Raw genomic sequence first — 20,875 nt, 5'->3', positions numbered from 1 at the left:
GCCAACCGATGAGCCTGGAACTGAACGACCGCGTAGTGCTGATCACCGGGGCGGGCAGCGGGATCGGCCGGGCGGCGGCCCGGCTGTTCGCCCGGCTCGGCGCGCGGGTCGTACTGGTCGGACGCAATGCGGACGCGCTGCACGAGACCGCCGACGGCCTGCCCGCCGCCGATCACCTGGTGGCCGAGTGTGACGTCGCCGACGAGAGCGGCATGGATGCGTGTGTGGCCGAGACGATCGCCCGATTCGGCCGACTGGACGGGGCGTTCAACAACGCGGGCACCTTCGGCGCGTTCGGCCCGCTGCACCTGGACACCGTCGACAACTTCGACAACGTGGTGGCGACCAACCTGCGCGGGGTGTGGGCCTGCATGCGCAGCCAGATCGGGGCCATGCTGCCCAACGGTGGCGGCGCGATCGTCAACTGCGCGTCGGTGGCCGCGCACATCGGCCATGGACAGAGTCCGATCTACTCGGCGACCAAGCACGCGGTGATCGGGCTGAGCAAGTCCGCGGCGCTGCAGTACGCGGGGGACGGCATCCGGATCAACGTGGTCAGCCCCGGCTCCACCGACACGCCGTTGTTGCGCGATCTCTACCCCGAGGCCGACGCCCTCGCCCAGCGTGCCCGCCGGGCCCCGCTGGGCCGGCTCGGCTCCTGCGACGACGCGGCCAACGCGGCGGCCTGGCTGCTCAGTCCGTTGTCCGGCTACGTCACCGGGCAGACCGTCGTGGTCGACGGCGGTGTCACCGCGGGCGCGGCCGTGGTCCGTGACGAACACGCGAATCGCGGATGACCGCGCCCGAAGGGCCGGGTTCCGACATGGCCGACTACGTGATCGTGATCACCACCGTGGACGAGGAGGCGACCGCCGCCCGGTTGTCGCGGTCCGCCGTCGAGGCCGGTCTGGCCGCTTCCGGCCAGGTGACCGGCCCCGTGGCCACCACGTACCGCCACCTCGGGGCGGTCTGCGACGGGGTCGAGTGGCAGGTGATGTTCCGTACCACCGCGCGGAGAGCGACCGAATTGGCCGCCCACCTCATCGAGGAACACCCGTACGCCGGGCCCGAAGTGATCGCGCTGCCCATCGAGTTCGGGCCGCGACCGTACCTGGACTGGATCGCCCGGGCGACCCGGCCCGCCGGTTAGCGGCGTCTCACGCCCGGGCGGTCGGCCGGAGTGCGGAGGCGAAGTCGCGCAGTTGCCGGCTCGACGCGGGCAATCCGACGCCGTCCAGGAAGCGGGCCTGTTCCCGCGCGGCGAAGTCATAGATGTCGACCAGGTGTTCGTCGATCAGCGCCCGCGCCCGGTCCGTCGACTCGATGCCTTGTTCGCGCCAATCGACGCACGCTGCGACCAGTTCGGCTCCGGGGTGTCGGGCCGCCGTGTAGTACCGGGCGGCGGCCCGGTTTCCGGAGAGCACTCCCCGCTCCAGTGTGTACAGGATCCGGACCGGGAACATCACCGCCTTGGTGACCGCGCGTCGACCCGAGTCGACCAGTCGTTCCCCGTCTAGCAGCGTCTCGATGTAGGCGCGCCGGTGGAACTTGGCGACGAAGAACGTGGCTCCGCAGGCGACCAGATCGAGCGTGGACGGCGGTGTGCACACCGATCGACGGTCCGTGCCGAAGAGCAGTCGACCCGATTCGATCAGGTCGGCCCGGTCGATCGCCGGGAACCGGCCCGATTCCTGATTCCGCTCCAGACACTCCCAGGTGTCCCAGAACAGCGAGAGTCGGTCGGCCAGGGCTTCGAGTTCGGTTCCCGAGCACCGGTCCCGGACGTCCTCCTTGACCTGCGCCATGACCGAGGTCGCATCGTGCGCGTCGTCCCGCAGGACGAAGGCGACGTCCACGTCGCTGACCGCCGCCACGAATCCCCCGTGCGCCAGGCTGCCGATCGCGAAGCCCGACTCCACGGCGGAGCCCAGGCGTTGCCGGGCGGCGTTCACGGCCAGTATCGCGACTCTTTCGCCGAGGTCGGCTTCGGCACGTTCAAGCATCCTGGCTCTCCCTGGTCTGTGCACCCGACGGGACGACTCCACAACCACCGGCGGCCGATAGCGCGCTGCCCGGCACCATGATCAGCACAAGATCGTTCCGGCCGCGGCGGCAGGTGGGCGGTATTGACCGCCTCCGACGGCCGGGCTAGCTTGTTTGGGATCAAATGATGAGCCGCGGCGCGTGTCGCCTCCGCCCCGCCGCCTTCATCGGCCCGTCATCGCTCCGGCACCGCCCCGGCACCACTCCGGCACGAAACAGAAGGAGAGGATCATGGATCTGCGCCACTGGCTCGAGGCCGCCGTGACATCGAACGAGCACTGGTCCGAAGGATTCGGCCCCTACCCGGGCCATCCCGCATTGGCCGTGGACGACGCGCGGTTCGCCGCCGCCTTCGCGACGTTCACCGAACGCCTGGCGGACAACTACCCCTTCTTTCACCCGCGTTACGCCGGACAGATGCTCAAGCCACCCCATCCGGCGGCGATCGTGGGCTACCTGACCGCGATGCTGATCAACCCCAACAACCACGCCCTGGACGGGGGGCCCGCCACCGCCGAGATGGAACGTGAGGTCGTCGCGCAGCTCGCCGGCATGTTCGGCTACGACACCCACCTCGGGCACCTCACCACCAGCGGCACCATCGCCAACCTCGAAGCCCTCTTCGTGGCCCGCGAACTGCACCCCGGAAAGGGCATCGCCTACAGCACCGAGGCCCACTACACGCACGGACGCATGTGTGGCGTCCTGGGCGTGGACGGCCACCCCGTCGCGGTCGACGATCGCGGGCGCATGGACGTCGACGCGCTGGAGCGGTTGTTGCGGACGGGGCGGGTCGGCACCGTGGTCCTCACCGCGGGCACCACCGCGCTCGGCGCCGTCGAACCGATCGACCGGGTGCAGGCGTTGCGCGAGCGATACGACGTGCGGATCCACGTCGACGCCGCCTATGGCGGGTTCTTCACCCTGCTGGCGGGCGCCGACGGCCCCGAGGGACTGCCCGCGGCCCCGTGGCACGCCATCGCCCGGTGCGACTCGATCGTGATAGATCCGCACAAGCACGGCCTACAGCCCTACGGATGCGGCGCCGTCATGTTTCGCGACCCCTCGGTCGGCCGTTTCTACCTGCACGACTCGCCCTACACCTACTTCACCTCCGAGGAACTGCACCTGGGCGAGATCAGCCTGGAGTGTTCGCGCGCCGGCGCCGCGGCCGCCGGCCTGTGGCTCACCTTCCAGGTATTGCCGCCCACCCGCGAAGGACTCGGGCAGGCCCTGGCGGCCGGCCGCCGCGCGGCACTGCGGTGGGCCGACCTGATCGAGCAGTCGGACTGCCTGGAGCTCTACCAGCCCCCGGAGTTGGACATCGTCGGCTACTTCCCGGTCACCTCCCCCAACACCCTCTCCCGGATCGACACGGCCGCCGCCCGCATCCTGCACGAGGGCATGACCGACACCGAGGACCCGGTCTTCCTGAGCACCCTGCGCATCGACGCCGAGCGGCTGATCGCCCGCCACCCCAAGATCACCGCCGACGCCGACGGTGCCCGCATCCTGCGCAGCGTGCTGATGAAGCCCGAATCCGAGGACTACGTGCACCACCTCCACCACCGCCTGGAACGCCTCGCCCGTTCGTGAGCCCCCCCACCCACCCGAACCGGCTCCCGGTATCGACGTGCCCGGCATCGCACTCGGCATCCCACTCGACATCGAAGTGGTTATGCGCATAACGTTATCCGCATAACCTTTCCATCGAGGAGAGCCCGTGGACTTCGAGTACGCCGACACCCTCAACCAGGCCATCCGCCTGCTCAGCCTGCGCCATCGAGCCAGGGCCTCGGCCCTGCTGGCCCCCCTGGGCCTGCACCCCGGTCAGGAGGCGCTCCTGCTCGAACTCGCCCGCACCGGCCCGATGATCCAGGCCCAGCTCGGCGAGGCACTCGGTTGCGAACCACCCAGCATCACGCTCATGGCTCGCAAGCTGGAGGCGGCCGGCTACATCCGGCGCACGCCCGACCCCGCCGACAAGCGCGCCGGCATCGTCGAACTCACGGACGCCGGCCGGGCCTTGGCCGAAGAGGTCAAGCAACTGTGGTGCACACTCGCGGCGGAGTCCGTGGCCGGCCTGCCCGCTCGGACCGTGGCGGAACTGCCCGACATCCTCGCGGCGGTGACCGCCAACGTGGACACCAGGCGCCCCCGTCACCCGCACGGCCGCCACGCCGGCGCGACCGCGGAATCGGGGCCGGCCGGCCGGGTCGAGCAGAGCGTGGCGTCGGCCGGCGACTACGAGCCGAGCGGGTCGGCGTGGGTCCGCGAGCACGTCGAGCAGATCGTCCGCACCGGCACCACCGACGGGGTCACCATCAAGGGCCTGCCCACCGTGCTGCTCACCTATCGCGGCGCCAAGACCGGCAAGGTCCGCAAGACGCCCGTGATGCGCGTCGAGCACGACGGGCACTACGCGGCCGTCGCGTCCAAGGGCGGCGAGCCGACCAACCCCCAGTGGTACGCCGGCCTGGTCGCCGAACCGGCCGTCGAACTCCAGGACGGCACGGCGATCCGTGCGTACCGGGCGCGCGAGGTGTTCGAGGCCGAAAAGGACCTGTGGTGGCGCCGGGCGGTGCAGGCGTACCCGGACTTCGACACCTACCAGCGCGGCACCGACCGCCGCATCCCGGTCTTCGTCCTCGAACCGACGGACGCGGACGTACCGGCCGACGACGGCATCGAAGCCTAGCCGCGCCGCCACCGCCGAAACGCAATTCGCCGGAAAATCCGCCGACTCATCGGTTGTTGACTTGTTCCGGGTCGGGCGAAACGATGCGGGGTCGACTCGGACGACGAAAGGTGAGTGCACATGCGATCCCACGTGTATCGCGTGATCGGCAGTGTCGGACTTGCGCTGGGTTTAATCCTCGGCACCACCGGGCCGGTATCGGCGGATCCGCTCGCGGCGCCGGACGGCTTCATGCAGATTGCCGCCCATCCCGATGACGACCTGTTCTTCATGAACCCCGAGCTGGTGGAGGGCATCCGGGCGGGCGCGCCGTCCACGACGATCTATCTCACCGACGGCTACCAGCAGGACAGCCCGCATGTCCGGCAGCGGGGCGCCATGGCCGCCTATGCGGCGATGGCCGAGAAATGGGGCTCGACGTGGACCGGTTCCTCGATCGCCGTGGCGGATGCGCTGGCCGAGGTGTACACCCTGGACGAGCGCGACGATATTCGGCTGATTTTCCTCAACCTACGTGACGGCGAATGTCTCCTGCCACTGCAAAACGGTGATGTCTCGGATTGTGTCACCAGCAATCCGGCATCACCCGAAACCGGTGTCGACGACCGTTTCACCTATCACCGCGACGATATCGCCACCGCTGTCTACCAGTTGATCCGCGAATACCGGCCGGCATCCCTGCGGACGATGGACGCCTTGCCGGACAATCGATATCGAACCGGCGACGCCCTGCACGATCATCCCGACCACGTCGCCTCCGCACGCTATGCGAACGAAGCGGTGGCCCGTTACAGCGCGTCCGAGAGCGCCCGGCTGTTCGTCACGTCCTATCGGGGCTACAACGTCGAGGCGGGTCCGAACAACCTCGCCGCCGACGACCTGTACAACAAGCGGGCGGCCATCACCGCCTACACGGACATCGCGACCGGGGCACGAGGCAACGATGACTGGCGCGATCCCGCCCACGAACGATGGTCCAGGGGCTCGGATTGGGTCGGTCGCAACGCGGACGGCACACTTCAGGCATTCGCCGTGATCGGCGAGAAGGTCGTCACCTGGCGACAGTCCACCAACGGCTCGTGGGGCTCCGCACAGGAGTTGCCGTGGCCCGGTGGTCCGCTCGCCCCGGGCCTTTCGGTCGCCCCCAATTACGACGGGCGGCTGCAACTACTCGGCCGGCGGCTCGACGATCACCACATCGTGACGATCCATCAGACCTCGGTCAACGGGAACTTCGCGGCGTCGTGGAGCGACTTCGGCAACCCGAACGACTACCTGGGCGTGGTCAATCGGCCTCAGGTCGGCACCCCGATCATGGTCCGCAACGCGGACGGCCTACTGCAAATCTTCGTCAAGAACGGCGGGGGTGGCGTCAGCACCGTCTACCAGAGCGACCCGACGAACGGGTGGTGGGATCTCGATTGGAAGGACATCGGCGGGACCGGGGTGCAGGACGGGCTCAGCGCGGTCCTGAACGACGTCGGCCACATCGAACTCTTCGCCGCCACCCTCGGCGCCGGGAGCAGCCGGGAAGGGCGGCTGGCCACGTGGTACCAGACCGACTCCAAGGGCACGTTCGCCCACAACCCGTACCTGGTGGCCGACAACGTGGCAAGCGCTCCCAGCGCGATCGTCGGCGGCAGCGGCCAGATCCGGGTCTTCTACCGGGCGGCCGACACCGGTGACGTCGGGGTGGTGACCCAGCTCAATGTCGCCGGCGCCTGGCAGCAGACGACGGGCGACCTGGGCAACACCGGCGGAACCCGCAAGCCACTCGTCGCGTCGGGCTCGGACCGCCGGATCCTGCTGTACACGCGCAACGACGAGTCGGGCATCACCGTGAACTGGCAGACCGGTTCCGCGTCCGGATCCGGTTTCGGCGGTTGGCAGCGGATCCCCGCCACGGTCATCGACTCGCCCGCAGTGGTGGCCCGCGCCGACGGACGTCCGGCCATGTTCCACATCGGCACCGACGGCATGTTGTACTTCGCCCACCAGGACGCCGGATCCCCCGACGCGCCCTTCTCCGCGTGGAGCCTGATCGGCTGAACGAGCGCCGCGACCGACGAGGGAACTCGGCGCGGCAGGCCGAAACTTCGCGCACCGCCGTCGAGAAATGCCAAGCTGGGCACACACGGTCCGAACCCGGTGACCGATGGTGCGGCAAGGGGAGTGCGATGAGCGCGGATACGGACGACTGGCTCGATCTGGCGGACGCCATCGAGCTGTTGCGGGTCCAGGTCGCCGAGGCCCAGCGCCGCAGCGCCGGGGCCGACGTGCGATTTCGTCTCGGCGAGATCACCGTCGAGTTCGGGATGGAGTTGACCCGGACCAAGGGTGCCGGCGGCGGCCTGCGGTTCGGGGTGGCGAGCCTGGAGGGGCGCGGCGAACGGGCGGCGAAGGCGACACATCACGTGACGGTTCGGCTGGATCCGCGACGCGCGGACGGCTCGCCGGTGGACACCGGCGCCGGCGAGTCGGCGGGGTATCCGGACTCCGCCGATTTCTGACCGCCGGTGATCGCGGATCCGGGCATCGGTTCGTTCCGAGGGTGGAGGCCGAGTGTTCGGCGATGACGACGAACGGCTGATCGCGGCTCGGCTCGACGATGCGATCGTCGGCGAACTGGTGCGCATCCGCATCCGGGACACCTATCTCGGGACCGGGTTCCTGATCGCCGGGGACACCGTGCTCACGTGTGCGCACGTGGTGCACGGGCACTCGACGGGGCTGTCCGTCGCGCTCGCGGGCACCTGGATCGAGGTCGACGTGGTGCGCTCGATCCCGCCCGAAACCCCGGGCGGGATCCACCCGTTCCCCGACCTCGCCGAGCTGCGGCTGCATACCCCCGTCGAGAGCATCGGGGTGTGGCTCGGTGAGCGGCCACCGTTGCGCGGCGACGAGGTGGCCGCCTACGGGTACAGCCGGGAGAGCCTGGAGGGTTTGAGCCTGCCGGAGACCCTCGATCTGGAGGTCGCGGGTCCCAGCGGCCGCTTCACCCGGGTCAAGAGCGATCAGGTGCTGCGCGGGTTGAGCGGCTCCCCGGTGCTCGATCCGCGCACCGGCCGGGTCTGCGGCGTGCTCAAGTCGTCCCGGGACGTCGACGACGAGCGCGGCGGCTGGTTGATCCCGATCGGCGCCGTGGCCGCGCACCTGCCCGAGTCGGTCCGCCGCAACGCGGACGCGCACCGGCCGGGCACCCGGTGGCGCGACATCGCGGTGCTGCTCGACGCCCGGCAACAACGACTGTTCCGGCGCTCCCGGGAACGGGGTACGACGGGCGAACGGCCCGCGACCCCGGCCCGGTTGCTGGCCGGCGACGTGATGCCCTTCGTGCCTCGGCCGGAGGTCGACGCGCTGTACGCGTGGTGCACGGGCGAACCGGACCTGGCTCTGCGGTTGTTGCACGCGCCCGGCGGCGCCGGTAAGACCAGACTCGCGGCGCAGCTCGGTCTCCGGCTTCGGAACGAGGGCTGGAACGCCGGGTTCGTGGCGCCGGGTGCGCCCGCCGATCCGGCCTGGCAGGCCGAACTCGTCGCCGCGTTGGCGGTGCGGATTCCGGTACTGGTCGTGCTCGACTACGCCGAGGGCCAAGTGCCCGACATCGCCGCGTTCTTGGCCTACCTGGACGACCACCTCCCGGATGGTTCGCGGCTGCGGATCCTGTTGCTGGCCCGATCCGTCGAACCGCTGTGGCAGGCACTGAGCACGTCGACCGGGATGCCCGCCGACGCGGACGAGAAGGCGCTCACCGGCCGACTCGACCCGGGCGGCTCCACCTCGCTGGCGACGTTGGCCTTCGACACGTTCGCCGCGCACCTGGATTGTCCGTGGTTGCGGGCACCGCGCACCCTGGACGCCCGGGCCGCCGCGGCGGATTCGCCGTTGAGCGTGCTGGCGCTCGCGCTGGACGCGGTGTTGACCATGCGGCAGGGCGACACCTGGATCGAGACCGACGATCCGCTGACCCGCATCTGCACGCACGAGTTGCACGCGTGGTCGAGTGTGCTCAAGGGCCAACTCCCCGTGGGCTCGGTGCTCACCGGGACGCTCGGCACGCTGGTCTCGGAGGGGCTGTTGCTGGTGCCCACCCTGGCTCCGGGGCGGGACCCGGACGCCTTGACCGAGTTGTTGCTCCGGGTGTGCCGGGCGGCGTTCGCGCGCACCCCGGAGCCGGACGTCGCCGCGGTGTACACGTGTCTGCGGACGCTCTATCCCGGCGAGGACGAGGGTGTCGCCCCGATGGAGCCGGATCGCATCGGCGAGATCCTGATGCGTCGGGTGTTCACCTCGACGGTCAGTTCCGGCAATGTCGTCGGGTATCTGGCCGCGATCCTGGAGACCCCCGATGCGGCGCCGATCGGCGCTCGGGTGGCCACCGCCGCGCGCACGATCGAGGTGTTCGCGCGGGCCCGGGGTTGTACCGGGACCGGGCGGATCGAGGTGCACGACGCCTACCGTCGAATGGACGCCGCCCTCGGCGCCGCCGCGGCCGACAACCCGGCCGTGGTGTTGCCCGCGCTCGTGGTCGCCGGCGAGGCGTTGCCGCACGTGGAGCCGCTGGTCGCGCTGATGACCCCGCTGCTGGAAACCTGCGACCCGGCGGTCCTGGCCGCGGTCGAGGAGCGGCTGCCGGAGTATCCGTCGGGCCTGTCCGCCGCCGCCGCGGTGACGTTTCGCCGCCTGCTGGGTCCCGGGAGCGCGACGCTCACCGTGCCCGCCCAGGCGGAACGGCTGCGGCTGCTCTCGCGATTCGCCCTTCGGCTGGGCGATCTGGACACCCCGGGCAGCGGCGAGGACGCGTTGGACGCGGCCCGTGAGGCCGCGGCGCTGGCCGACGACCTGTATCGGCGCACCGGGCGATACGCCGGCGAATACGCGGCGGTGCTCAACAACCTGGCGCTGCTGCTGCATCGCGGCGGCGACCTCGGCACCGCCTTGGCGCACGCCGCGGACGCGGTCGAACGGTATCGAGGACTGCTCGCCGAAGCGGAGGCGACCGGCGACGACGTGCTGTGCTCCCGGCGACGACTGGACGAGGCCGCGGCGCTGAGCACCCTCGTGTCGTTGCGGCTCGCGGACGGTCAGGTCGCCGCCGCGGTCGAGGAGGCGTCGCGTGCGGTGACACTGTGCATGCGGGCGCGGCCCGGGGCCCGGCACGACGACACGTTCGTGACGTGTCTGGAGGTGCTGATCGAGGCCAGATTCGCGACCGGGGAGGGCGCGGTCACCGCGGCGACCCGGCTCGTCGAGGTCCTGCGGATCCTGGCCGAACGGCAGCCCGGTCGGTATGCGGCCCGGCTGCCCGAGGGGTTGCACACCCGGGCCCGCGCCCTGGTCCGGGCGGACCGGGAGCGCGATGCCTACCCGGTCATGCGGGAGGCCGTCGCGTTGCGTACCGCGTTGCCGACCGAGGCGTCGCAGCGGGTGATGACCCAGCGCGCCGACCGACAGTACGCGCTGCTGCGAGCGTTGGCCCAATTGGCGGGTCGCCACCGGGAGTTCGAATCCGAGCAACGGATCTGGTTGGCACGGCTGCCGGGGGAGCACGATCATGACGCGTGATACGTGATGCGTGGCTCGTGAACCGAGTACCCGCGGACCTCGGATGGGAAGGGTGAGGGCGACATGCCGATCGACCAGGAGACTCCGGGGTCCCCGGCCCCGATCCGAAGGCAACGGGCGGTCGAGGTGTTCGGCAACCGCTACGGTCGGCTCTACAACGACGACGTGTTGTCGCCGGGCGGCCGGGCGGGCAAGTACCTACGCTGGCAGTGGTCGCATACCGGCGTGGTGGTGGTCGCGCGCGGCCCGGCCGGTATCGCGCTCGTGCCCACCTACCGATATCCGCTCGGCGCGGCCTCGTTGGAGTTCCCGCGGGGCGGTTGCGAGGCGGGTGAAAGCCCTGCGGACGCCGGCGCGCGCGAACTGCGCGAGGAGGCCGGGCTGATCGCGGCGACGACCCGCGACATCGGCCTCCTGCACGCGGAGACGGGGCTGATCGAGAGTGCCGTGCATGTCGTGTCGGCGACCGTGCTCGGCGGGCCGGCCGAGGTGGCCCGGCCCGAGACGATGGAGTCGGTGGCCGAACCGGTGTGGGTGTCCCACGAGGGCATGTTGGACCTGTTGGGGCAGGGCAGAGTCACGTGCGGGGTCACGCTCGCGGCGTTCGCGCTCGTGTTGGCCGCCGACCGGTCGCCGAGCGATCCGTCATGACTGCGCCCCCTCCTCCCGTTACACCTGTTGCGCCTCGTCCGCCCTGATCAGACCATCACGCGTTCTCGCGGGTCGAGCTGCGACACCGGCAGCCGAGCCGGCTGTTCGGGCTGTTCCTCGTCGGTGCCGGTGACCACGGTCATCGACAGGTTCGGGGAGCCTTCCGCCGCCGGCATCGGCTCCGGTGTGCTCCGGACGGACAACTCCGCGCCGAAGCGGGCGCTTTCCCGGTCCTCGTGCAGGTGCAGTTCCATCTCCCGGCGTTCGGCGCGCAGCCGGGCACCGGCGAGGTCGTCGGAATGGGCGAACAACCGGGTGAATGCCGACGACATCCAGGCCGCGAACTCGCCGGCGGCATCGCCCAGCAGCGCGGTGTCGGGCGCGAGGCCACGACGCAGCGCGCCCAACTCGCCGACCAGGGCGGTGCGCGCGGGCTGGTCGAGAGCTTCCAGGAGCACGTCCACCGGGAGCCGGGCGAGCAGGGTCTCGTCCAACATGGCCGAGGGCAGGCCGCTCAGCCGCAACACGCGGTGGCTGCGCGACTGCGGCAGCAGGTCCGGCAGATCGCGCGGACTGGCCAGGCCGGCGTCGAGCACCTCGGGCAGGGCGTGTCGATAGGACTCCCCCGCCCACTTGTCGACCTGGGTCAGTGCCGACACCACGTCCGCGCTCGCCTCGGGGAACCCCGCGCGGACCGTGGCCAGTCGGTCCCTGAGCGCCTTGTAGTCCAGGGGCCGCTGCTCCTGGGCCCACGCCCGCAGGTCGCCCAGGACCGCCCGTGCGTCCCCCGTCCGCGCCTCCGCGCCGGCCTCGACCCGCAGCAGCACCCCGGCCTTGAACGCAGCCGAGACCATGACGCCGTCGTAGTCGACGGCGTGCTCCCGGGTGAGATCGTCGAGGAAGGCGGCATAGCCCGGTTCGGCCGCGTTCTCGACCCCCTTCGCGGCCAGTACGTCGCGTAGTTCGCGCAGCGTGCTGCCCAGCCGCCGGGCGACCCGGATGTGCCCCCGGTCGAGCAGCGGGGTCAGGTCGGACAGCGGAGCGGACGCGGCCGGCGGGAGCGGGTCGGCCAGCGGGGCCACGTCCCGGAACGGGCGTTCCCCTCGGACCCGTTCGGCCTCCTCGGCCGAGAGCAGGGAGCGAAAGTACTTGTTGTTCAGGCTCTGCGAGTCGCCGATCAGGAGCGTGTCGGCGAACAGGACGTGCAGGACCACTCGTGCGCGCAGATCATCGATCTTCTCGACGGGTGAGGACGCGTGCGGATCGACATCGGACAGGTAGATCCGGTCGTCGAGCGTGGAATCGTCCGGCATGGTTGCCACCTCCGCGTGATACGGGATGTGCAGAGAGCAAACGTAGCAACGATTTTCGGCCGCCACAGTGAATTCCCGTGCGATGACACACCGTCGCCGAGGGCTGCGGCGGCACCCGCCGGAAGGGCGGGACGATCGGCCCGGACGTGCCGGCGGCCGGGGTGCGGGACGGTACGACGTCCTGCACCCCGGCCGCGGCACGTGCTGCGACGGATCAGCGTTTCATGCCGCGCTCGATGGCTTCGATGATCCTCGGGCGCAGTTCGGCGGCGCCGATGATGGCATCCACCGAACCGACCTCGACCGCGCGGCGGATGTCGTGGGCGCCGTCGAACTCGGCGGCCACCTCGCCGAGCTTCTCGGTGCGGACCGCGGACTGTACCTCGGCGAGGCGGGCGCTCAACGCGGCGCGCTCGGCGCCCACGGTGGTGGAGATCTGCGTCTGCAGGTCGGTCACCCTGGGGTCGGTGGCGGTGCGGTTGTTGACCTCGCCGGAGAAGACGACGGCCGCCGCCGGGGCGCCGCCCAGGACCGAGGCGAAGGAGCCTTCCAGGGCCAGCACGGTCATGTTCGGGTTGAGCGCCTTGGAGAAGACCACGAACGCGCCGCCGTGGTAGCGCGAGATGACGCAGAAGACGATCGGGCCGTCGAAGTTGACGACGGCTCGGCCGATTTCGGCGCCGTACTCCAGTTGCAGCTTGCGCATCGACTCGGGCGAGCCGTCGAACCCGGACAGGTTGGCCAGCACCACCAGCGGCCGGTTGCCCGAGGCCGCGTTGATCGCCCGCGCGGTCTTCTTCGACGACTGCGGGAACAGGGTGCCGGCGGTGTAGGTGTCCGGGCCGTCGGTGGGCGGGAAGCCGCGCCGCGGTACCGCGCGGGATTCGATGCCGATCAGGCAGACCGGCCAACCGCCGATGTGCACGTCCTGGACCGCGGAGGTGTCCGCGTCGGCCATCCCCGCCCAGCGCTCCAGCACCGGGTGGTCCTGGTCGGACAGCGCGCGCATCACGGTGCGGATGTCGAACGGCTTCTTGCGGTCCGGGTTGTGCTCCGCCGAGAAGATCCGACCCACGGTGGTGAAGTCGCTGTCGACGGCCGCGTGCGGGAAGTCGCAGACGTCACGGTCGATCGGGTCGCTCGTGTCCGCCTTGCGCGGCGCGTCCTCGCCGGGTGCGACGTAGGTGTGGTCGTAGTGCGCCATCAACACGTCGCGCGCGGCCGGGAGGTCGGGCGCCCAGTACTGGGCCTGGCCGTTGGGCCCCATCACCCGGTCGTAGCCGCCGATGCCGAAGTTGTCCTCGGCCGAGACACCCCCGGAGAAGTCCAGGGCCTGCTTGCCGGTGAGTACCATCGCCGAGTCCGGCGTCATCACCAGGATGCCCTTGGTGTGCATCAGCATGGTCGCCTCGGCGTTCCAGTACGGCTGGGCGCCCACGGTGATCCCGGCGACCACGATGTTGATCTCGCCGCCGTCCTGGGTGAACGTGACGATGCGCTTGAGCGCCGCCGCCACCCAGTCCATGTTCTCGGTGCCCGAGGTCATCGAGATCCGCGCGCCGGAGGACAGCGCGAACCACTCCACCGGCACCCGCAGGCGCTCGGCCAGGTCGAGCGCGGCGATCACCCGGCGGCACTCCGGCTCGGACAACGCGCCGAGCGACTTGGTCGGGTCGCCGAGCAGCAGGACGCGGGTGACGCCCTCGGGGTGGCGCTCGGTGGGGGTGGCGACGACACCGGTCACGATCGCCGCGGTGTTGCGCCCCTTGGCCCGGTCCACCGGTACCAGCGCGCCGGCCTCGTCGAGGTCGTGCTCGACGAAGGTGCCGTGCCCGCCGGTGAGCATGCCGGTCAGTTCGTACGGGTAGACGTTGCCGCGGCGGGCCGCGCGCAGCACCTTCTGCCGGTAGCCGTCCAGCGGGCGTACCAATTCGGTCGACGGTTCGCCGACGTACAGGCTCGCGCCGTGGCCCGGGTCCAGGGTGATGGTCGCGGCGATCTCGGTCAGTTCGCCGCTGCCGGTGCGCCGGCGGGCCACGAACTGGACCTCTTCGAGTCCGGCGCCGGCGGTGGTCGGCAGGATGCGCTGGACCAGCGCGTTGAGTTCGTCGGCGGTCAGTTCGGTCGACGGCCAGACGTACATCATGATGCGGTTGGTGTCGAAGCGCTTGTTCTGCGGCCGTTGCGCCTGGATGTTGCGAATCGCGTCCAGGCCCGCGGTGATCGCGTCCTCGACCGCCGGCAGCGCGACCAGTCGGCCGTCGGTCTCGCGCAGCGGCGTCAGGTCGCGGACCTGCCCCATCGCGATCAGCCGCTCGTCCGCCGGGTTGCTCTTGGCAACGGCCTTGAACAGGTAGATCTCCTCGTCGGCCGAGGGCAGCCGGGTGAGGTCGAACTCGCGCAGCCGCTGGAGTTGCAGCCGCCGGGCGATCTGCGGGTGCAGCCCGCGGATCAGCCGGTCCTCGGCGAGGCCGGACCCGTCCGGGCGGAAGGTGAAGTGGTGGTGCATCACCGCGCCGCTGGTGCCGGCCACGGTGGTGGTGATCCGGCGCACGCCCGCCGGCAGCGGTTGCTCGGCCAGCAGTCGGCCCAGCCGCACCGCCATCTCCTCGGCGTCCGGCTGGTCCTCCCAGGTGAGGTAGAGATCGGCCACCAGGGCGTGTTCGGCCACGTCGGCGGCGAACGCGTTGACCGCGCCGATCGCGTCGGGCAGGGCGGCGATGTCCACGGCGGTGGTGACCACCAGGGTCGGGCCGGCCGCGCCGCTGTGCTGGGCGGTGACGAACCGGCAACCCGCCTGCTCGCGCACGGTGACCTCGGCGAGCCCGCGATTGCCGTAGTAGCGGCGGGTCAACACCTCCAGGAGCGGCGCGTGGTCGCGGCCGGGCCGGCCGATCCGCTGGCCGATCAGCCGGACCAGCGGCTCGGAACCGGCCACCATGGTCTGGATGCGCTCCGCCCGGTCCGGCGCGTCCGGGTGCTGGTCCAGGTGCCGCAGTTCGTTGCGGACGCCGGCGTAGACCTTGGCCCGGTTGCGGCGCAGCAGCGGCTGGGCGAACCAGCGGAAGACCACGCCGCGGGCCAGGTCCGACACCGCGGGGAAGCGCACCTGGGTGGCCTCGATCAGGTGTTCCAGGGTGAGTCCGGCGCGTTCGCTGAGCGATTCCACCGGGGGTGCGCCGGCCAGCCACTGGCGCAGCAGTTCGGACACCAGCGCGACGTCGGTCGACATCCGCTGCTGGGCCAGGAAGATCCGGAAGATCGCGGCTTCCAGCTCGGGCGTGCGGTCCAGGTCGGTGATCCCGTAGTGGCCCAGCACCCGCTCCAGCTTGATCCGGAACGCCTCGGTGAGACCGGCGCGTTCGGGGTCCAGGCAGCGCAGGTAGCTGTGGAAGTACTCGCGGGGGCTGTGCACCGGGCTGTCCGGTTCGACGTCGAGTTCGCCGCCCGGCTTGTTGCGGCTCAGCTCCGACAGGTCGGCGAAGACCTTGAGCAGGTCCACCTCGCCCGGCAGCGGCCGGCCGCCGAGGTCGGCCCGGGCGGCCAGGTACTCGGACAACACCCGCTTGTGGTCCTGCGGGTCGACGTCGAAGCCCAGGAGCAGGCTGCGCAGGTCCTGCAGGCCGCGGTCGACCCGCTCGGCGGCGGAGGCGGGGATCGCCTCGGTGGGCAGGTCGACCTCGATGCTCTCGCCGGCGCCCGGGCCTTCCTCGGCGGCGCCCTCGCTGCCTTCCTCGGCGAGCGGCTCAAGCCGCATCAGCGGTGCGCCGGTCTCGACCTGGCTGCCCACCGACACCGGGCATTCGCGGACCCGGGCGCGGAACGGCGCGCGCAGCACCGTCTCCATCTTCATGCTCTCCAGCACCAGGATCGGCGCGCCCGAGGCGACCTCGTCGCCGACCGAGATCGGCGTCGCGACCACCAGCGCGGGTGCGGGCGAGCGGACGACGCCGCCCTCGTCGCGGCTGATCCGGTGGGTGACCCCGTCGACCTCGACCAGGTGGGTCGGGCCGTGCGTGGCCGAGACCAGCCGGAAGCGGTGTCCGTTGACCACGATCCGGCCGCTGTGCGTGTCGAACCGCTCGACCTCGACGTCGGCCGGGTGCGCGGCACCGCCGCCGCCGAAGATCGCGACGCGGAATCGCCGGTCGCCCACCCGGGCCACGCTCACCCGGTAGCCGACCCCGCGGAGCTTGAGATCCAGCGGCCGGCCGCTCTCGTGCTGCACCTGCGGGCGGCCGCCGTGCGCGGTGGAGATCAACCGCTGCCGGCTGATCTCCTCCTCGTCCTGGTATGCCTCGATCGCGGCCGCTGCCAGCGCGATCGCGGAGTGCCGGTGGGTGACCAGCCGGCCCTCGGCGCGGACCCGGTCGATCCAGCCGGTGTCGGCGCTCGCGTCGATCACCTCGGGCTGGTCGAGCAGGTCGAGCACGAAGCTCTTGTTGGTCGCGCCGCCCTCGATGATCACGGTGGTCTCGGCCATCGCCCGGCGCAGCCGGGCCAGGGCCTGGTCGCGGTCGCGGCCGTAGGCGATGATCTTGGCGATCATCGAGTCGAAGTCGGCCGGGATCCGGTCGCCCTCGCTGACCCCGGTGTCCACCCGGATGCCGGGGCCGGCGGGCAGCGCCAGGCGCGTGATGCGGCCGGGCGAGGGGGCGAAGTCGCGGTCCGGGTCCTCGGCGTTGAGCCGGGCCTCGACGGCGTGGCCGAGTTCGGCCGGCTGCGGGCCGGTCAGCCTGCCGCCGCCGGCCACGTGCAGTTGCAGGCGGACCAGGTCGGTGCCGGTGGTGATCTCGGTGATCGGGTGCTCGACCTGGAGTCGGGTGTTGACCTCCAGGAAGGCGAACAACTTCTCGCCGGGGTGGTAGAGGAACTCGACGGTGGCCGCGCCGCGGTAGTCGACGGCGACGGCGAGCCGCTCGGCGGACGCCTTGAGCTGTGCGGTCTGTTCCGGGTCCAGGACCGGCGAGGCGGACTCCTCGATGATCTTCTGGTTGCGCCGCTGTACCGAGCAGTCGCGGACGCCCAGTGCCCACGCGGTGCCCTGGCCGTCGGCGATCACCTGGACCTCGACGTGTCGGGCGCCGGTGACCAGGCGCTCCAGGAAGAGCACGCCGGAGCCGAACGCGCGTAGCGCCTCCTGGCTGGTGCGCAGGTAGGCGTCGGTCAGGTCCGCGGCCGAGGCGACCATCCGGATTCCGCGCCCGCCGCCGCCCGCGGTGGCCTTGAGCATCAGCGGGTAGCCGATCTCGTCGCCGGCGCGCAGCGCGTCCTCCAGGGTGGCGACCGCTCCGCGGCTCCACGGCGCGACCGGGACGCCGACCTCCTCGGCGAGCAGCTTGGCGCCGATCTTGTCGCCGAGCCTGCGCATCGCCTCGGCGCTGGGCCCGACGAAGGTGACGCCGATGCGCTCGCACAGTTCGGCGAACGCCGGGTCCTCGGCGACGAAGCCCCAACCGACCCAGGCGGCGTCGGCGCCGGTCTCCAGGAGCGCGCGCTCCAGGACGGCGTGGTCGAGGTAGGGGCGGGCCGAGGCGGGGCCGAGCGGGTAGGCGAGGTCGGCCTCCCGGACGAAGGTCGCGTCGCGGTCGGAGTCGGTGAAGAGGGCGACCGTCTCCACTCTCGTCCCGGTTTCCGCCGAAAGATCCCGGACGGCGTGGATGAGCCGCATTGCGGCCTCTCCACGGTTGACGATCGCGACACGACTGAACACCGGCTGAGCCTCCCAAGTACCCACGTGCAGAAGGCGACGCCCGGGAACCGGAGCGTCGCCTGCACCTATCTATACCCTGCTTGGTTACCGACGAGTACACCCATGTCCTGGATCGAGCATGCCGGCGCCGATGCGTTGTAGGTTTCCCACAAAAAGCGACCCGAGCCACACCGCACAGCCGCCCTTTCGGGCATGGTCTGCGACAACCGGACTCGGCGCCCTTGCTGTTCACCCCGGTGAGGCCGGAAACTCACCGGGCGGCGGACGCCTGGTCGATCACCACCACCCTGGCCCACTCGGGGGGCGTGTCCGGCACATAGTCGGGATCGTTCTCGATCCACGACCGGGGCACCTGCCGGGGAAACAGGCCGACCACCGTGCGGCACGACGGTCGCGAGCTCGGCCAGCTGGTCTGGCCGTCGGTCAGCACCACGACCACGTCCGGTCGGGGCTGCGTGCGCAGCGCCTTGGCGAAGCCGGTGCGCAGATCCGTGCCCCCGCCGCCCACCAGCGGGATGCCCTCGTCGCGGCACAGCGTATGCGCGATCGTGGCGGCCGCATCGCAGGGCACCACCGTGATCAGGTCGCGACGCCCGCCCACGGCCCGGCAGATCGCGGCGACCTCCAGGAGCGCGCTGCCCAGTTCGGCGTCGCTGACCGACCCGGAGGTGTCGATGATCACGGTGACCCGAGGCGGTTTGCGCCGCAGGCTGGGCAGCACGACGCCGGGCAGGCCGGCCGAGCGCCGGGACGGCCGTCCGTAGGTGTAGTCGTCGCCCGCACCGGCCCCGGAGGTCGCCGAGCGCACCGCCCCGCCCAACAACTCCCGCCACGGCTGTGGCGGATGGAACGCCTCCTCCGCCCAGCGCCGCCACCCCATGGGCACGCTCCCCGGACGGGCGGTGATGCCCTCGGCCACCCGGAACCGCACGGCGTCGCGCTCCTGGACGCTGAGGCCGTGCGCGCCGTCCGGCCCCCATTCCCATTCGCGTTCCAGCCCGTCGGCACCACTGCCGCAGTCCAGCCAGGCCAGGTCCTGGGTACACGGCCCGAGCCGAAATTGGCGCAGATAGTCCTCCATCGGTTCGCCGTCGCGCAGACTCAGCATCTCCGGCACGACGGCGCCCTCGGGTCGGACCAGCCCGTCGCCGAAGGCGTCGTCGTTGATCTCGCAGTCCGCGGCGATGTTCATCCGCAACCGCTCCCCCGGGCCGGCCGCGTCGTGCTCGCGGGCGAACCGGTCGCTGCGCCCGTGGTGGTCGCGCAGCAGATGCGACACCTCGTGCACCCAGACCGCGGCCAGTTCCTCCTCCGGCGTGCGGTCCACGAACCCCGGCGACACATAGCACCTCCAGTGCCGGTCGACCGCCATCGTCGGTACGCTCCGCGACTCGACGGTGTGCAGCGCGAACAGGGCGGTCGCCAGGTAGGGGCGGGCCCGGGCCGCGTACAGCCGGGCGGCGAAGAGCTTGTCGAGGTCCAGCGGTCGGCGCGGGCGTACCACCGGTGCGTTCGCGGTGTTCGCCGTCGCCGGTGCGTCTGCGGTCATCGGGCCGCCTTCGCCTCGTGCGCCCCCGTCCGGGCGGCCGTGCGGTCCGCTCGCCGGGAAAGGGACACCACGCCGGCGAGCCGCTCGATCGAGGCCGGGACCTCCCAGTCCTGGTGACGCAGCGACGCGAGCGTGGTCGCCGGGACGACCACCAGGTCCGGGGCGCCGGTCTCCATCGCCCGGACCAGGAGCGACCAGGCCGCGTCCCAGCGGGCCTTCTCCGGCCGGTTGCGAACCGCGTCCACCACCCCGTCGAGCACCGCTTGGCGCAGATCTCCGCGCTCGGGAAGCACGGCGCCGGCCGGGTCGGCGAGCAGGTCCTCGGGATCCGGAAGGTCCATCCGGTCCAGGCCGGCCAGCAACTCCAGCCCGGGACCGTCCCCCACCGTGCCCCGGACCAGCATGGAGAGCACCTCGCGGGAGGAGCCGGCCGCGGTCGCGAAGGCGATCAGGCACAACGCCATCTCCCAACTGCGCGGCGACGGCCAGGCCCCGCCCCGGCGGGACTCGCCGGTCGGCAGCCGGTGCACGAGCGTGGGACGCGCGGCGAGCAGCCCGCACACGGCCCGGCGGGCGAAGGCCACCGCCGCCGGCAGGTCGGTCGGGTCCAGGTGCGGCAGGGTCGCCAGCGGCCAGGTGCCGCCGAGCCCGCGGACCACGACGTCGTGATCGTGCGTCCACTGCAGGTGTACGAATCGATTGGCCAGCGGTGGGCTCAGTTCCCAACCGTCGGCCGCCGAGGAGCGCGGATTGGCGGCCGCCACGATCCGCACCCCGGGCGGCAACTGCAGGGCGCCGATCCGCCGTTCCAGGACCAGGCGGAGCAGGGCGGCCTGTACGGCGGGTGTCGCGGTGGACAGTTCGTCCAGGAACAGCAGCCCTCGACCGGCCCGTACCAGGCGCACCGCCCAGTCCGGCGGGGCCATCGGCACACCCTGCTCGGCGGGGTCGTCGCCGACGATGGGCAACCCCGAGAAGTCGGACGGCTCGTGCACGCTCGCGATCACCGTGGTCAGCGGCAGGTCCAGGGACGCGGCGAGTTGGGTCAGCGCCGCGGTCTTGCCGATGCCCGGCTCGCCCCACAGGAGCACGGGCAGGTCGGCGGCCACGGCCAGAGTCAGGGCCTCCAGTTGGGTGTCCGGACGCGGTTCGGTGTCGGCCTCGCGCAGAAGGGCCGACAGGCGGGCGGCGACGTCGAGTTGGGGGGCGACGGGGGGCGGGCCGGGTGTGGGACGGGGTGTACCGGCTTCGGTGGGGCGGGTGTTCGGGGCGGGCGGGCGGTACGGGGTGTATGTGGACATGCGTGGGATCACCTTCGGGTTCGGGTGCGGGCAGCCGGGATC

General features: G+C 71.4%; 13 protein-coding genes. 8 read left to right on the top strand and 5 right to left on the bottom strand.

Annotated elements, in window-relative coordinates; all coding sequences use genetic code 11:
* The first annotated feature begins 8 nt into the window (after positions 1 to 8).
* Together ABZ374_RS26575 and cutA are read left to right on the top strand one after the other, a co-directional pair.
* Complete coding sequence (locus tag ABZ374_RS26575) at positions 9 to 797, top strand: glucose 1-dehydrogenase (RefSeq protein ID WP_360315268.1); 789 nt, start codon at positions 9 to 11, stop codon at positions 795 to 797.
* The gene (gene cutA, locus ABZ374_RS26570) at positions 794 to 1,150 is read left to right on the top strand and encodes a divalent-cation tolerance protein CutA (RefSeq protein ID WP_360315266.1); all 357 of its coding nucleotides are present in this window, start codon (positions 794 to 796) and stop codon (positions 1,148 to 1,150) included. Before ABZ374_RS26575 ends, cutA begins: the two co-directional genes overlap by 4 nt.
* A 7-nt stretch (positions 1,151 to 1,157) precedes the next feature.
* Here the strand turns inward: cutA and ABZ374_RS26565 are convergent, their stop codons facing one another.
* Positions 1,158 to 2,003 (bottom strand): hypothetical protein, encoded by an 846-nt coding sequence (locus tag ABZ374_RS26565; protein WP_360315264.1) that lies wholly within the window; start codon positions 2,001 to 2,003, stop codon positions 1,158 to 1,160.
* Between the two features lie 271 nt (positions 2,004 to 2,274).
* Here ABZ374_RS26565 and ABZ374_RS26560 point away from each other — a divergent pair, with 271 nt between their 5' ends.
* From ABZ374_RS26560 to ABZ374_RS26535, 6 genes are all read left to right on the top strand, one after another.
* Positions 2,275 to 3,639 (top strand): aminotransferase class I/II-fold pyridoxal phosphate-dependent enzyme, encoded by a 1,365-nt coding sequence (locus ABZ374_RS26560; RefSeq protein ID WP_360315262.1) that lies wholly within the window; start codon positions 2,275 to 2,277, stop codon positions 3,637 to 3,639.
* Between the two features lie 127 nt (positions 3,640 to 3,766).
* The gene (locus ABZ374_RS26555) at positions 3,767 to 4,741 is read left to right on the top strand and encodes a nitroreductase/quinone reductase family protein (protein ID WP_360315260.1); all 975 of its coding nucleotides are present in this window, start codon (positions 3,767 to 3,769) and stop codon (positions 4,739 to 4,741) included.
* 120 nt (positions 4,742 to 4,861) lie between these two features.
* The gene (locus ABZ374_RS26550) at positions 4,862 to 6,790 is read left to right on the top strand and encodes a PIG-L family deacetylase (RefSeq protein ID WP_360315258.1); all 1,929 of its coding nucleotides are present in this window, start codon (positions 4,862 to 4,864) and stop codon (positions 6,788 to 6,790) included.
* Positions 6,791 to 6,918: 128 nt separating this feature from the next.
* Positions 6,919 to 7,251 carry a trypco2 family protein gene (locus ABZ374_RS26545; RefSeq protein ID WP_360315256.1) on the top strand — a complete coding sequence of 111 codons (333 nt, stop codon included), beginning with the start codon at positions 6,919 to 6,921 and terminating at the stop codon, positions 7,249 to 7,251.
* Positions 7,252 to 7,303: 52 nt separating this feature from the next.
* Positions 7,304 to 10,306, top strand: coding sequence for a serine protease (locus ABZ374_RS26540; RefSeq protein WP_360315254.1), 3,003 nt, complete (start codon positions 7,304 to 7,306; stop codon positions 10,304 to 10,306).
* A 63-nt stretch (positions 10,307 to 10,369) separates the two neighbouring features.
* On the top strand, positions 10,370 to 10,957 hold the full coding sequence (locus ABZ374_RS26535; protein WP_360315252.1) for an NUDIX hydrolase: 588 nt from the start codon (positions 10,370 to 10,372) through the stop codon (positions 10,955 to 10,957).
* A 47-nt stretch (positions 10,958 to 11,004) separates the two neighbouring features.
* Here the strand turns inward: ABZ374_RS26535 and ABZ374_RS26530 are convergent, their stop codons facing one another.
* From ABZ374_RS26530 to ABZ374_RS26515, 4 genes are all read right to left on the bottom strand, one after another.
* On the bottom strand, positions 11,005 to 12,270 hold the full coding sequence (locus ABZ374_RS26530; protein ID WP_360315250.1) for a hypothetical protein: 1,266 nt from the start codon (positions 12,268 to 12,270) through the stop codon (positions 11,005 to 11,007).
* A gap of 214 nt (positions 12,271 to 12,484) precedes the next feature.
* Complete coding sequence (locus ABZ374_RS26525; RefSeq protein ID WP_360315248.1) at positions 12,485 to 17,941, bottom strand: carboxyl transferase domain-containing protein; 5,457 nt, start codon at positions 17,939 to 17,941, stop codon at positions 12,485 to 12,487.
* Positions 17,942 to 18,233: 292 nt separating this feature from the next.
* A complete protein-coding gene (locus ABZ374_RS26520; protein WP_360315246.1) occupies positions 18,234 to 19,532 on the bottom strand; it encodes a VWA-like domain-containing protein in 1,299 nt (432 codons plus the stop codon).
* On the bottom strand, positions 19,529 to 20,833 hold the full coding sequence (locus ABZ374_RS26515; RefSeq protein WP_360315244.1) for a MoxR family ATPase: 1,305 nt from the start codon (positions 20,831 to 20,833) through the stop codon (positions 19,529 to 19,531). Before ABZ374_RS26515 ends, ABZ374_RS26520 begins: the two co-directional genes overlap by 4 nt.
* Positions 20,834 to 20,875: the final 42 nt, after the last annotated feature.

The sequence above is a fragment of the Embleya sp. NPDC005971 genome, assembly GCF_040629175.1.
Classification (GTDB): domain Bacteria; phylum Actinomycetota; class Actinomycetes; order Streptomycetales; family Streptomycetaceae; genus Embleya.
Note: the sequence above shows the minus strand (reverse complement) of the source record. Positions and strands in the feature narration are given on the sequence as shown.